A 13896-nucleotide genomic window follows, 5' to 3' on the forward strand; every position below is an offset into this window, starting at 1 on the left:
AGTCAATTTTTATTCAGAGTCGCTTGATGATTCAATTAAGGGTGCAGATAAATTTTTACTAGGCTTAACGCCAAGCTCGCGCACCTTCTCTGCAGTGCGAATGAGATTACCTTTACCAGATTTGAGTTTACTAAAGGCATCGTGATAACTTGTTTGGGCTTGATCTAGGCGTTGACCGAGTTTTTCAAGATCATCAACAAAGCCAACAAACTTATCATAGAGCGTGCCACATTGTTTTGCAATTTCTAGAGCGTTGCGGTTTTGTGAATCTTGACGCCACAGGTGCGCAACAGTTCTCAAGGTTGCCATCAAAGTACTTGGGCATACCAGCACAATATTCTTGGCTAGTGCCTCCTGGTACAAATTAGGCGCTGTCTTGAGGGCTAGCAGGAATGCAGGCTCAATGGGCACAAACATCAACACGAAGTCTACTGAGCCAGTGCCATACAAAGCGCTGTAGTTCTTGCTTGAAAGTCCTTGAATGTGTTGTCGAAGGGACTGAATGTGGGCCATGAGTTCTTGCTCAGCTACCACTGGATCAGAAGCCTCAGCATGACGTGAATACGCTGTAATAGAAACCTTGCTATCAACTACTAAGCTTCTACCCTCCGGTAGTTTGACGACAACGTCAGGCTGAAGGCGTGAACCATCGGTTTGCGTGTGACTATCCTGAACTAGGTACTCTTCACCCTTACGCAGGCCAGAAGACTCAAGAATGGACTCTAAAACCAATTCACCCCAATTACCTTGTACTTTGGAGTCGCCCTTCAGCGCCTGGGTCAGGGAGCGTGTCTCATCTGACATTCGTAAATTCAGATTGGCTAGACGCTCGATCTCACTCTTAAGGGCAAAGCGTTCGCGTGCTTCGTTGCCATATGAAGTATTTACCTGCTCTTTAAATTCCGAAAGCTTAGTTTGTAGTGGCTTAAGCAGTGCGTCTAGGTTAGCTACATTCTGTTCGGTGAATCGTTTGGACTTATCTTCCAAAATTTCATTGGCAAGATTTTTGAATTGACTGGTGAGCGCCTCTTTAGCCTCATTGAGGGATTCAATTCTTCCTAAGCCCTGTTTACGCTCGGAGTCCAGTGCTGCCTCAAGTCGAATGGCATTCTGCAATGCCTGATCACGCTCTATTCTTAAGCTAGCAGAAAGCGCAACATCATTTTGATTTTGTTGTTCAACTCTAGTGAGGGCTGAGCGTAAATTGAGCACATATACCAAAAGGCCTGCACATAAACTGAATGGCAGGCCAAATAGTAAAAGAGAGATTAAGTCAAAAGTCACAAATATGAGCCATGCAGATTTTGTGTAATCAAGCTTGTACAAGCTTTTTCAACTCACCGCTTTCGAACATTTCAGTCATGATGTCTGAGCCACCAATGAATTCACCATTGATGTAGAGCTGAGGAATAGTTGGCCAGTTAGCAAATTCCTTAATGCCCTGACGAATTGCTTCATCTTCCAAAACGTTAACAGTATGAAGAGTCTGCACACCACTTGCGCGCAAAATATTGATCGCGTTTCCGGAAAAGCCACATTGTGGAAACTGGGCATTACCCTTCATAAACAATACAACGGGATGGCTAGTAACGATTTCTTGAATTTTTGCTTGGGTGTCCATATTTTTTTCCTAAATTGATGCCATTTAAAGATGATAATTTACAGCCGATAATGGGTTAATTTTAAGGCTATCTGAAGAAAAGGGTTAATACCCTGGGTTGGTTTTAGAGCTTTTTTCGTCCAGAAGCAGCCCGGTAGTGGCCTGCTAAATCGAGGTGCGCCTGCACATCTATTAAACCTGCTACTTTCATAAGCTCCATTACAGCCTCAGATTGATCAAAGCCATGCTCGATGGCAATCAAGCCACCAGGTTTTAGGTATTGATCTGCTCCAGCAATAATGACCTCCAAGCAGCTCAACCCGCTAGCGTAATCGGTCAAGGCGGATTCAGGTTCAAAGCGCAGATCCCCTTGAGTGAGGTGGGGGTCTTGATGGGCAATATAGGGTGGATTGCTGACAATCACATCAAATTGGCTTGGTTCGATCAACGCCGCATACCAACTACCTAGTAAAAACTGGACTTGATCTAACAGGTTCAAAGTTTGTGCATTTTGCTTTGCAATAGCCAAAGCCTCGGTCGATTGATCTGTTGCAATCAGTGACGCCAGTGGCATAGCGCTTGCGATAGAGAGTGCAATAGCGCCGGAGCCTGTACCGAGATCTAATACTCTTGTATGTTTGTTAAATTTTGCAATTTCAGTAAGGGCAATTTCTACAAGGAGCTCAGTTTCTGGGCGGGGAATCAGCACCCCAGGACCAACCTGTAACTCAATATGATGAAAGCCTTTCTTGCCCAAGATATAGGCGATGGGCTCGCCATCCATTCTTCTGGAGACTAGTCTTACCCATTCCTCAAAAGCTTGCTCATTCAAAGACATGTCATCACGGGATAGTAAGGCAGAGCGTGGAAGTTGGTAATACTTCTCAAGTAGGTGGGCTAGCAATATTCGCGCTTCATTAGCAGGCAATTCGCAGTTGCTAATTAATTCTCTTAAAGAATGGCTGAAACCCATCCTGTTTGTATTAACTATCGCCAAGTGCTGCAAGAAGCTCCGCCTGATGCTCAGACGCCAAGGCATTACAAAGATCATCGAGATCACCATCCATCATGGCATCAATCTTGTAAAGCGTGAGATTGATGCGGTGATCGGTAATACGACCTTGCGGAAAGTTATATGTACGAATGCGATCACTACGATCACCAGTGCCAACTAGAGACTTTCTGGTCTGAGCTTCTAACTGATGTTTTTCACGCTCGCGGGCATCCATGATGCGTGAGACAAGCACCTTCATCGCTTGTTCACGATTACGGTGCTGACTGCGATCATCTTGGCACTCCACTACCGTGCCAGTGGGCAAGTGGGTGATACGCACAGCAGAATCTGTTTTATTGATATGCTGACCACCGGCACCTGAAGCTCTGAAAGTATCGATGCGTAATTCAGCAGGGTTAATTTTGACCGCTTCTAATTCATCTGCTTCTGGCATCACTGCCACTGTGCAAGCCGAAGTATGTATGCGCCCTTGAGTTTCTGTTTGGGGAACACGTTGTACGCGATGGCCACCGGACTCAAATTTGAGTCGTGAGTAGACGGATTGACCTACTAAGCGGAGAACAACTTCTTTATAGCCACCAAGATCAGATTCGGCTGCATTGACGACTTCCACTTTCCAGCCCTGGCGTTCTGCAAAGCGCGTATACATGCGAAGTAGGTCGCTGGCAAAGAGGGCACTCTCGTCACCACCAGTACCCGCCCGAATTTCTAGGAAGACATTGCGTTCGTCGTTGACATCTTTGGGTAGGAGTAGTTTTTGAAGAATGCCTTCAAGTTTTTCCATGGTGGCTTGAGCTTGTTTCTGCTCTTCATCAGCAAAGTCCTTCATGTCAGGATCCTTGCGCATCTCTTCTGCAGCTTGAGCATCAGCCTCAGCTTGTTTGTACAGGCCAAATTGCTCTACTACCGTCGCAATATCAGAATGCTCACGCGTGAGCTTCCGATAGTTGTCCATATCTTTGGTGGACTCTTCGGTTGTTAGTAAGGAATTGAGTTCGGCTAAGCGCGTGTCTAGGTGGTCTAGCTTAGCCCGCATGCTGGGCTTCATCTAATGGTCTTCTGGCTTGGAGTGCGAGGCGAATAATTTGGGAAGCAACTTAATCAGGGCGTCACGCTCAGCGCCATTGGAATGTTGTAAAGCATGCAATGAACCATGTAGGAACTTATTAGTTAAGCCCTGCGCCATTGCGTTGAGAACCTCTTGAGGATCTTCACCACGCATCAATCGTTTCATCGCGCGATCTAGTTCAAGTTGCCTGAGGTGCTCGCCTTGTTGCTGAATATCCTGAATGAGTGGCACAGTCTTGCGACCTTGCATCCAGTGCATGAAATTACCAACCCGATCTTCAATAATGGCTTCTGCCTGACTCACAGCTGCTTGGCGTAAAGAGGCGCCCGTCTGAATCATCACACCTAAATCATCGACAGTATACAAATAGATATCATTTAAGCGGCTAATTTCTGGCTCAAAGTCACGGGGAACCGCTAGATCAATCATGACCATGGGTTTGCGGCGACGTTGCTTAAGAGCGCTCTCCACCATTCCTAATCCGATAATCGGCAGTGATGATGCTGTACTCGAAATGATGATGTCAAATTCATGCAATCGACTTGGCAAATCTGAGAGCTTGAATGATTCTGCCTCAACATCTTGAATAGAAATCGAGTCTGCTAATTCTTGTCCGCGTTCAATCGTGCGATTAGCAATTGCTACTACTTTAGGCTTACGAGCTACGAAATGGGTAGCGCACAAGGTGATCATATCGCCAGCGCCGATAAACAGAACGCGTTGGTCTGCAATACTTTCAAAAATGCGCTCAGCCAATCGAACGGATGCCGCTGCCATTGAAATCGAGTGCGCACCAATCTCTGTCGAGCCACGAACTTCTTTTGCAACAGCAAAGGTTTTCTGAAAGAGTTGATTGAGATAAGTGCCAAGGACGCCTGCATCATTTGCAGTTCGCACAGCATCTTTCATCTGCCCTAAGATTTGGGTTTCGCCAATCACCATTGAATCTAATCCGCAGGCCACCCTAAAAGCATGGCGTACCGCATCAGACTGCGGTAGTGAGTAAATATGTGGCTCTAAACTGCTTGGTGCAAGTTGTTGGGTTTTAGCTAACCAATCAAAAGTGGCTTCATGCAAAAGGCTGGCTGCATCTGCATCATTAGCTGCACAGTAGAGTTCAGTTCGATTGCAGGTAGACAGAATTGTGGCCTCAGGCAGGCCGGCCTGATTCGCGCCAACGAGATGTTGGCGAAGATCGTGCAACGCTTCTTGAAGAAATTCAGGGTCAAAGGCGACCTTTTCCCGAATAGCGACCGGCGCTGTGTGATGATTGATGCCGAGTGTCAACAACTTCATAATGGTGATTATAGATTTGATGTCAGCAACAATGGGGGTAGCAATGGGGTTTTTAGCTTTTCTGGTGATTGGTGGCTTAACTGGTGTATCTGCCTTGGTTTTTTACCCAGGAAAACGTCAATCTAAGCCCAATATTAAGAAATTCCTCATGGCTGCTTTGATTGGCTTCACAGCTGCCTTAGCGAGCTCATATGTAGGGCAATTTGCAGGTTTATTTCAGTCGGGCCAGATGCTGGAATGGTTGAGTGCCATAGTGGCAGCATGTTTGGCCGGCTGCCTCCATGCAGTGGCTAATCGTTAATTAAAGAGAGTAGCTTGAGGTGTAACGCTGGATGTGGACTTGTTTGAGGTAACCCAGCAAATAGGGCTTTTTTGGTGTTTCACGAGCCACTCATTGGCTTTAGTGAAGTGTCCGCAACTTGCTTTTGCTCCGGGCTCCAGAAAGGGTCGATCTGTTTTATAGACCCCCAGCCCAGAAGGATGGGAGGATTGCAGAATCAATTGACCTGGTGCTGCCTCAATCAGGGGGAGCTTGGATTGGGCATGACCGCCCCACAGCATCCACACTAAAGATAGTTTTTGCTGTGCCAAGCCACTAATCAGTCTATCAATCAGGGATTTCCAGCCGAGGTTGGCATGACTAGCGGCCTCACCCAATTTGACGCTGAGAGCCGTATTGAGGAGCAGGACGCCTTGCTCAGCCCATGGGTGAAGATCACCGGTGGGAAGAGTGCCAAAACCTTCCAGCACTAGCGCTTTACTAATATTGCGTAAGGAGCTCGGAAATTGGCGAGAACTTGTCGGAATATTGCTCGGAATAGAAAAAGCCAAGCCCTGCGCTAGTCCAGGGGAGTGATATGGATCTTGCCCCAAGATGACGACCTTGACTTTGGTAAGCGGGGTTAATGTCAGTGCTTTGAAGAAATATTGAGGCTCCGGACAAATCTTCTCCAGCTCTGTATTGAACTCAGCTCTCAGATTGGTCTGTAGTATTTGCCACTCAGGGGATTCAAAATAATCTCCGAGTAGGGCGCGCCAATCTTCTGGAATATCAGCCGCAGAAAATGAATACATTACTCAGTTGGCGTGAGGGTGTACTGGGCTGGAATTTGGTCATCCTCAAGAGTGGTGATGCACTCATGCTGTAGGTCATCTCGGTAAAAGCAAATCTGAATGATTTGTCCTGTGATCAAACTAGACAAGACATTATCCCAACGTGCCGCAGTAATGCGTTCACCATTGATGCTAGCTAAAAGATCTCCAGTGGCTAGGCCAGCTAATTGTGCAGCTCCACCATCGAGTACGTGAGTTACCTTTAGCCAGCCACCAAATTCAGCATGGCGCAGACCGAATTGAAGTTTGATCTTCTCAAGCTTGGAATGGGTTTTTTGTTTCACTGAAATGGTTTGCGAATGAATCCATTTCTGAATTGGAATATCTTCAGTGCCAAAAATATAGCGAGATTGAAATTCATTCCAAGTTTTGGAGAATCCCTTCCCAAGTAGTTTGAGTACCAACTCATCTAAGCCTTCTTCAGTAATGCCATCAAGCGTTACTCCATGGGTTTGCCAAATGAGACGCATTAAATCATCTAGGGACTGGCAGTTCTCTGTAAATGCTCGAATCTTAAGGTCTAAGCCCAACGCTAGTAATGCCCCCTTGCCGTAATAACTCACGACTGCATTCGGCGTATTCTCATCGGCTTGATAGTATTTTGTCCATGCATCAAAAGAACTATCGGCAAGGCTTTGTTTCAATCTACCTGGTCCACGCAAAATACCATTCCAATTATTAGCAACTAGCTTGAGATAGGTTTTGAGATCGATGCGTTTGCTGCGGAACAATTGCAAATCATCGTAGTAACTAGTAAAGCCTTCAAATAACCACAGTAAACGAGTATGGTTTCTGCGATCGAGTTGATAAGGTTGAAATGCTTTTGGCTGAATACGTTTTACTAACCAAGCGTGGAAGTATTCATGGCTACAGAGGCCTAGAAACTCACGATAGGATACCTCATCAAGTGGTGAATTTATTTGGGGAATCTGATCACGACGGCACAGAAGAGCTGTGCTGTTGCGATGCTCGAGTCCGCCATATCCAGAGAGGACTGCATTCACCAAAAATAAATAATTCTGAAAAGGTACTTTCTTAGTCTTTGGTTCAAAGAGATTAATGGTGCAGGTACAGATTGCCTGAAGATCTTTTGCTAGGCGCTCCAGATCAACTTCATGGATACAGCCTTGAATAGCCATGGCATGTGAAACTCCATTTGATTGCCAATGAGCAATCTGAAATTCACCCATCGCAACCGGATGATCTAAGAGATCATCATAATTTTTAGCGAGATAAAAGCCGTAACCTTGATCATCTACTTTGGCTGGCTGTAAGCCCGTTTGAACAGTCCAGGAGTTCGTGCAAGTATCTTTGGGAGGAACCAACACTACAGCACAGGGTAAAGACTCTTGCCCCTTGACTGCTAAACATAAACTACTAGGGTTGATAAAAGCACGCTCAGTATCCAGATAGGCAGCCCGCACGGAAGAATCAAATGCATACACCGTTGTGAGGATTTCTACTGCACCAGCGATCTTAGGCAAGCGCCACTGATCGTTATCAATTCGATCTAAGACTAGCGCTTCATTCGGCTGATCAAGCGCAAACGCTTCAATCGTTTCAATTTGTTTACTGAAATCACGTATTAAATAACTTCCCGGAATCCAAGCAGGCATTTGTAGAATCTGTCCATTGGGCAATGGATTCTCAATGCGCAACTTCACATGGAAGCGGTGACCGTGTAAATCTGCCGACCAAATGGTGTATTGGATTTCAGGAAGATCAGGGGTATTCAATTTATTCATCAGTTTGGGCTGTTACTTCAGGCTGCTAAATTTCTTTTCAATATCGACGATTTGAACCGCACCGGGAAAGCGGCTGCCATCAGTAAAGAAGATGGTAGGGGTACCTGTAATTCCGTAGGTTTTGGCAAAGGCCATATTTTTATCTAAAGGCGTGGTGCAGTCGCTCTTACCACTAGGTGCAATGCCATTGATCATCCAATCAATATAGGCTTTCTGGGGATCAGCAGAACACCAAATTTGTTTCGACTTTAGCGCAGAGTCGGCTGACAGAATCGGGATAAGGTAGGTATAGACCGTAACGTTATCTAGTTGCTGCAAGGATTTTTCTAAACGTTTGCAGTAGCCGCAATTCGGGTCAGAGAAAATGGCTAACTGTCGACTGCCATTTCCGCGTACTGCTTTTAAAGCATTTGATGGATTAAGTTCGGTCCATTTGATGCGATTGAGGTCTGCCTGTTTTTGTTCAGTAATATTTTTCCCAGTAGCGATCTCAATAATTTCACCCTGGATTAAATATTTACTATTTGCATCCGTGTAAAAAACCTCATTTCCGACTAACACTTCGTATATGCCGGAGATGGGCGATTGAGAAACACTTTTGATTTTTGTGTTTGGGCCAATCTTCTTTTGGAGCTCAGATCGGACTTGCTGCTCCGATTGCGCGTTGACTGTTCCCGCTAAAAATGTGAAAGAGCAAGCTAAAGCGAGAATAGAAAGTAATTTATTCAAAATCAGTATCTCCGAGAGCGCGTTCAATGAGCCGCCGTTTAATGAAGTGACTACGATTGACCATTCCCAGCCCCCAATTACGTAATTGCCTTTCAGTGCTACTACTCGCTGAGAAAAGCTTTTTGAGTTTATCTGTTACCCAAATTAATGCGCTGGTATCACCTTGACGTTGGCGCTCGTAGCGACGCAGTAGCACTATGTCATTTAGTGGTCGAAAAGATTCTTGTTTACTCAGCACATGAAGTAGTGATGCAACATCTCTGAGGCCTAAATTTAATCCTTGCCCTGCTAGTGGATGAATGACATGCGCCGCATCCCCAATCAGAACTACTTTTGGATTTTCTGCTGGGCCAATAAATCGACTCGTCTGAATTCTTCTGAGGGGAAAAGTCGCTGGCGTTGAATTAAGCGTGAGCGCTCCAAGTTGAGCAGCTATTGCTCCATTAGCAATCGAGGAAAACTTTTCAGCCCACCCTGCAAAATCGAGTTTTAAAAGATCCGCAGCATTTTCTGGTGAGGTTGACCACACCATAGATACTTGTTTATTTGGTAGCGGTAACATCGCCACAATATCGCCGCCTGGCAAAAACCATTGATAAGCAGTTTCTAAATGGGCGCTAGTGCAAATCCAATTGGCTACTACGGCATTTTGTGAATAGCTTTCCTCTTTTGCAGAAATCCCTAACTCTGAGCGGATGGGTGAATTAGCGCCATCGGCCGCAATCAGGAGTTGGGCTCTCAAGCTTGAACCATCTTGCAGATGGAGCAGAACACCATCAGTAATCACTTGAATATTTTCTACTGCGCCATTCATGCGCTCCAATTTACTTTGAAAGCGTGACGCTTGATCTAGGGTGTGCTCGATTACATTCGATTCGCCAATCCAGGCTAGTTGGGGAACACCTGCCTCAAAAGCTGATAGATGCAGTTGATCCTGCTTTTCGCCGCGATCGCCAAAAATCCGCATATCCCGAACAGCTTGTAAGCGGCTGTGATCAACCGCATCCCAAACTTGTAGATGAGCCAATAATTTTTGGGTGCCTGGAGAAAAAGCATAAATACGTTGCCCCCATTGACTGCCCTCGGGGGCTGCAACGATTTGCCCTAAATCGGGGGCTATCTGAACCGTTTGTAGCCCAAGTTGCGCTAGACCTAAGGCACAAGCCTTGCCCACGATGCCTCCGCCGACTACGGCAATATCTACGGTTCGTATCTGAGAGGTATTTTTGGGCAATTTGACCAAGGTATTTGGGTGAACTTCTGACATATCTCGATGATATCGAAACTAGCCCTTTACAATACAGCCATGTCTTTGAAATGTGGCATCGTCGGCCTGCCTAACGTCGGCAAATCTACCCTCTTTAACGCGCTTACCAAGGCTGGAATCGCGGCAGAAAACTATCCTTTCTGCACGATCGAGCCTAATGTAGGCGTGGTCGAGGTTCCTGACCCCCGTCTTGCCGCTTTGGCTGAGATCGTCAAGCCTGAGCGCATCTTGCCCGCAGCTGTCGAGTTTGTCGATATTGCGGGATTGGTAGCTGGTGCCTCGAAAGGTGAAGGTCTAGGTAATCAATTTTTAGCCAATATTCGTGAAACTGACGCCATTACCCATGTGGTGCGCTGTTTCGAGGATGCTAATGTAATACACGTGGCCGGGAAGATTGACCCAATTTCCGATATCGCTGTGATCGATACCGAATTAGCCTTGTCAGATTTAACTACGGTTGAAAAAACGCTACAGCGCTCAAGCAAGGCGGCTAAGTCAGGTAATGACAAAGAGGCCGCAGCCTTAGTGGCTGTGCTGACCAAAGTGCAGGCTCACTTAGATCAAGCCCAGCCGGTACGCAGCATGCAGTTGACTGAAGAAGAAAACTTGCTCCTAAAGCCGCTCTGCTTAATCACAGCAAAGCCAGCAATGTATATTGCCAACGTCAAAGAAGACGGTTTTGAAAATAATCCTCATTTAGAGGCAGTTATTCAGCATGCGGCCAAAGAGGGTGCTCCAGTAGTGGCGGTATGCGCCGCAATTGAGGCTGAGATTGCTGACTTGGATGATGCCGATAGAGTGGAGTTCCTTGCCGACCTAGGTATGGAGGAGTCAGGATTAGATCGCGTCATTCGTGCGGGTTATAAGTTATTAGGGCTACAGACCTACTTCACCGCTGGTGTTAAAGAAGTTCGTGCATGGACAATCCATCAGGGCGATACAGCCCCACAGGCTGCAGGGGTTATTCATACGGACTTTGAGCGTGGATTTATTCGTGCGCAAACTATTGCATTTGAAGACTTTGTTCAATTCAAAGGTGAGTCTGGTGCCAAAGAGGCTGGCAAGATGCGTGCCGAAGGTAAGGAGTATGTCGTTAAAGATGGAGATGTCTTAAACTTCCTCTTTAACGTCTAAAGCATCATCTCTAAAGAAAAAGCCCTTACCAGTAAGGGCTTTTTGCTTTCTTGAGGGGTAAATCAACCCGCTTTGACAGCCTTTTCTAGGCACTTAGAAATTTCTTCATAGCGCTTGATGGCGACCTTAGTGGGCACTACTTCTTTTTTGCGCCCATCTTCATTCACTACCATCTTGATATAGCCCATGGCACTGAGATTCTTCAGGCGCCCGTGAAGTGTGGCTTGAGAGCCAAACTCAGACAGAGAAATTAAATCACCGACTAACAGGGGTTGCTTGGCATGAAAGCCCAAAATGATTTTGTCCAACAAACTTTCTTCAATGGAGTCGAGTTTTTTGCCAGGGTTAATTCGATCAAGAGCATCAATCAAGTTTAAAAATCGGATGTAGTAAGAAGGTTTAGTGATCGACATAAAAGATTAAAGATTTAGAGGGCTATTCGCCTAAGGGTTAACGATGAGAGTATATACCTGCATAAATTGGATTGCTAGCGTGACATAGTATTAAGTTAATCAACATGTCGCCAATCATGAAAAAAATAATTTTAGAGTGGCTTTTAGGTTTTTTAATTAGTGCGCTAGCGTACATAGTTTTGTTTTATATCAATGATGGGCTAACTGCCCATCTCATTTTTGGCTTAGGGGTGAGCTGGATCTATTTACCTGCTGGCCTTCGTTTATTTCTTACTCTGATATTTGGCTTACCGGGCGCATTAGGAATAGCCATCGCATCCTTTTTTATTAGTTATTTAGGGTCATTCCCTCGTGAACTCGCAACCTGTATAGGCATTGGTTTGATTTCCGGCTTTGCGCCCTACTTAGCCAGAGTCTTTATATTGAGGAATTTAGATATCTCATCTGATCTGAGTAATTTGACTTTACCGAAGTTGGTAATCTGCACTTTGGTTTATGCAATCCTGAGCGCAGGCTTACATCAATGGTGGTTTTCGGTCCGAAGTCTTGATGAGACCGGAAGTTTTAATCACTTCTTGGTGATGCTCATTGGTGATGTGCTTGGCACGACAGTGCTCGTTGGGCTGATTAAAGTTGGGCTAGATTTGCTGAAGCCCTCCAAGCGTTCCTAGTTAAACAGTTCGCTTAAAGCTGCGCCCGGATCACTCGCACGCATAAAGGCTTCGCCCACCAAGAATGCATTGATTTGATGATCGCGCATCAGTTGCACATCGGCGCGACTCATAATTCCAGATTCGGTAACCAGGGTTTTTCCATTAGGAACCATTGACAGCAAGGACAGGGTTGTTTGAAGGGTAACTTCAAAAGTCTTCAGGTTACGATTATTGATTCCAAGCAATGGCGTTTTTAATTCAAGGGCTTGCTCTAATTCAGGAGCGTTATGAACCTCAACGAGGACATCGAGACTGAGTTCATGAGCACAAGCTTCTAGCTCCTTCATTTGATTGAGTTCTAAGCAGGCCACAATGAGCAAAATAGCATCAGCACCTATTGCCCTTGCTTCATAGACTTGATAGGGGTCGATCGTGAAGTCTTTGCGTAAGACTGGGATATTGCATGCAGCTCTTGCGGTCTGAAGGTAAGCATTAGTCCCTTGAAAATAATCTTTATCTGTGAGGACAGACAAACAGGCTGCACCATTTTTTTCGTAGGACTCAGCAATCTCAGCTGGCTGAAAATTCGCTCGCAAGATTCCTTTGCTTGGACTAGCTTTCTTAATCTCGGTAATCACGCCGGCCTTACCTGCTGCAATCTTTCGCTCGATAGATTGAATAAAGCCTCGTGGCTTTAATGGTGCATCACGATTATTTTCTTCAGCCTGATCACGTTGATTGGCTAAAGAGATCTTTCTTAAATCGGTGGCGATCTCCATTTTCTTGGTAGCAACAATTTTGTCGAGGATATCGCTCATGAAGATCTTAATTAGTTTTGGGTTGCTGCTACAAATTGGTCTAGCTTTTGACGAGCAGCACCAGATGCAATGGCTGCTTGTGCCATCTGAATACCGCTGGCAATACTTGGTGCTACATCAGCTACATAGAGTACCGCACCAGCGTTGAGGCAAACAATGTCACTTGCTGGGCCGGATTTTTTATTGAGCACATCTAAAACAATCGCTTTAGATTCTTCAGCATCGGCTACTTTAAAGCTGCTGGTAGGGGCTGTACTTAAACCAAAGTCTTTTGGATGAATCTCGTATTCATGAACCTGACCATCTTTCAATTCGCCAACGAGGGTGGGGCCCTCGAGAGAGATCTCATCTAAACCATCGCGGCCATAAACCACTAATGCGTGATCCAATCCCATAGCTTGCAATACACGTGTCTGGATACCAACTAAGTCAGCATGAAATACGCCCATCAGGATGCGCTTGGCATCTGCTGGGTTTGTAAGGGGGCCTAGGATATTGAAAATCGTGCGTACACCCAAATCTTTGCGAATCGGCACAACATTCTTCATTGCAGGATGATGGTTCGGCGCAAACATAAAGCCTGCCCCTACATCAGAAATGCATTTTGCAACCTGCTCAGGTGAGAGTGATAGCTTAACGCCTAAGGACTCCAGAATATCTGCGCTACCTGATTTGCTACTCACGCTACGATTGCCATGCTTAGCAATTTTTGCACCAGCCGCTGCGGCGACAAACATGGCAGCTGTAGAAATATTGAAAGTGTGCGCACCATCTCCGCCTGTGCCCACTACGTCAACTAAATTTTTTCTGTCTTCTACATGAACTGGCGTCGCAAACTCACGCATGACTTGCGCAGCTGCGGCGATTTCACCAACAGTCTCTTTTTTGGTACGCAGGGCAACCAACAGACCTGCAACCAAGGTCGGCGGCATCTCGCCACTCATGATGAGGCGCATCATTGCCGTCATCTCATCATGAAAGAGTTCACGATGTTCAATGCAACGTTGTAAAGCTTGCTGTGGAGTAATGGACATAGGGATTGAC

The 13896-nt window shown here is 45.8% G+C and carries 15 protein-coding genes; 3 read left to right on the forward strand and 12 right to left on the reverse strand.

The window, feature by feature from the left end; genetic code table 11:
- Nucleotides 1-9: 9 nt before the first annotated feature.
- The 5 genes from rmuC to hemA form a co-directional block, all read right to left on the reverse strand.
- Nucleotides 10-1284: a DNA recombination protein RmuC gene (gene rmuC, locus FD967_RS00710; RefSeq protein WP_215326185.1), complete on the reverse strand. Its 1275-nt coding sequence runs from the start codon at nt 1282-1284 to the stop codon at nt 10-12.
- 28 nt (nt 1285-1312) lie between these two features.
- Nucleotides 1313-1621 carry a Grx4 family monothiol glutaredoxin gene (grxD, locus tag FD967_RS00715; protein ID WP_215326186.1) on the reverse strand — a complete coding sequence of 103 codons (309 nt, stop codon included), beginning with the start codon at nt 1619-1621 and terminating at the stop codon, nt 1313-1315.
- A 103-nt stretch (nt 1622-1724) separates the two neighbouring features.
- Entirely contained in the window at nt 1725-2573 is an 849-nt protein-coding gene (gene prmC / locus FD967_RS00720; protein WP_215326187.1) for a peptide chain release factor N(5)-glutamine methyltransferase, read from the reverse strand.
- Nucleotides 2574-2583: 10 nt separating this feature from the next.
- Entirely contained in the window at nt 2584-3663 is a 1080-nt protein-coding gene (gene prfA, locus FD967_RS00725) for a peptide chain release factor 1 (RefSeq protein WP_215326188.1), read from the reverse strand.
- On the reverse strand, nt 3664-4980 hold the full coding sequence (gene hemA, locus FD967_RS00730) for a glutamyl-tRNA reductase (RefSeq protein WP_215326189.1): 1317 nt from the start codon (nt 4978-4980) through the stop codon (nt 3664-3666).
- 19 nt (nt 4981-4999) lie between these two features.
- Here hemA and FD967_RS00735 point away from each other — a divergent pair, with 19 nt between their 5' ends.
- Nucleotides 5000-5281 (forward strand): hypothetical protein, encoded by a 282-nt coding sequence (locus FD967_RS00735; RefSeq protein WP_251369051.1) that lies wholly within the window; start codon nt 5000-5002, stop codon nt 5279-5281.
- Here the strand turns inward: FD967_RS00735 and FD967_RS00740 are convergent.
- Genes FD967_RS00740 through FD967_RS00755 form a run of 4 tightly spaced genes read right to left on the reverse strand, consistent with a single transcriptional unit; the run spans nt 5278 to nt 9834 of the window.
- Complete coding sequence (locus FD967_RS00740; RefSeq protein WP_215326190.1) at nt 5278-6054, reverse strand: uracil-DNA glycosylase; 777 nt, start codon at nt 6052-6054, stop codon at nt 5278-5280. The two genes, FD967_RS00735 and FD967_RS00740, sit on opposite strands and share 4 nt — an antisense overlap.
- A complete protein-coding gene (locus FD967_RS00745) occupies nt 6054-7838 on the reverse strand; it encodes a M61 family metallopeptidase (RefSeq protein WP_215326191.1) in 1785 nt (594 codons plus the stop codon). The genes FD967_RS00740 and FD967_RS00745 overlap by 1 nt, the downstream gene beginning before the upstream one ends.
- A 12-nt stretch (nt 7839-7850) precedes the next feature.
- On the reverse strand, nt 7851-8567 hold the full coding sequence (locus FD967_RS00750) for a DsbC family protein (RefSeq protein WP_215326192.1): 717 nt from the start codon (nt 8565-8567) through the stop codon (nt 7851-7853).
- Complete coding sequence (locus FD967_RS00755) at nt 8560-9834, reverse strand: FAD-dependent monooxygenase (protein ID WP_215326193.1); 1275 nt, start codon at nt 9832-9834, stop codon at nt 8560-8562. The genes FD967_RS00750 and FD967_RS00755 overlap by 8 nt, the downstream gene beginning before the upstream one ends.
- A gap of 39 nt (nt 9835-9873) precedes the next feature.
- On the opposite strand from FD967_RS00755, the gene ychF reads away from it, so the two are divergent.
- Entirely contained in the window at nt 9874-10968 is a 1095-nt protein-coding gene (gene ychF / locus FD967_RS00760) for a redox-regulated ATPase YchF (RefSeq protein WP_215326194.1), read from the forward strand.
- Between the two features lie 62 nt (nt 10969-11030).
- On the opposite strand, the gene FD967_RS00765 is transcribed toward ychF, so the two are convergent.
- Entirely contained in the window at nt 11031-11381 is a 351-nt protein-coding gene (locus tag FD967_RS00765) for a hypothetical protein (RefSeq protein ID WP_215326195.1), read from the reverse strand.
- A 116-nt stretch (nt 11382-11497) separates the two neighbouring features.
- On the opposite strand from FD967_RS00765, the gene FD967_RS00770 reads away from it, so the two are divergent.
- Entirely contained in the window at nt 11498-12052 is a 555-nt protein-coding gene (locus FD967_RS00770; protein WP_215326196.1) for a hypothetical protein, read from the forward strand.
- Here the strand turns inward: FD967_RS00770 and trpC are convergent.
- Both trpC and trpD read right to left on the reverse strand, forming a co-directional pair.
- A complete protein-coding gene (gene trpC, locus FD967_RS00775; RefSeq protein ID WP_215326197.1) occupies nt 12049-12852 on the reverse strand; it encodes an indole-3-glycerol phosphate synthase TrpC in 804 nt (267 codons plus the stop codon). The two genes, FD967_RS00770 and trpC, sit on opposite strands and share 4 nt — an antisense overlap.
- Nucleotides 12853-12863: 11 nt before the next feature.
- A complete protein-coding gene (trpD, locus tag FD967_RS00780) occupies nt 12864-13886 on the reverse strand; it encodes an anthranilate phosphoribosyltransferase (RefSeq protein ID WP_215326198.1) in 1023 nt (340 codons plus the stop codon).
- Between the last annotated feature and the right edge of the window lie 10 nt (nt 13887-13896).

Source organism: Polynucleobacter sp. JS-Mosq-20-D10, from assembly GCF_018687755.1.
Lineage (GTDB): Bacteria > Pseudomonadota > Gammaproteobacteria > Burkholderiales > Burkholderiaceae > Polynucleobacter.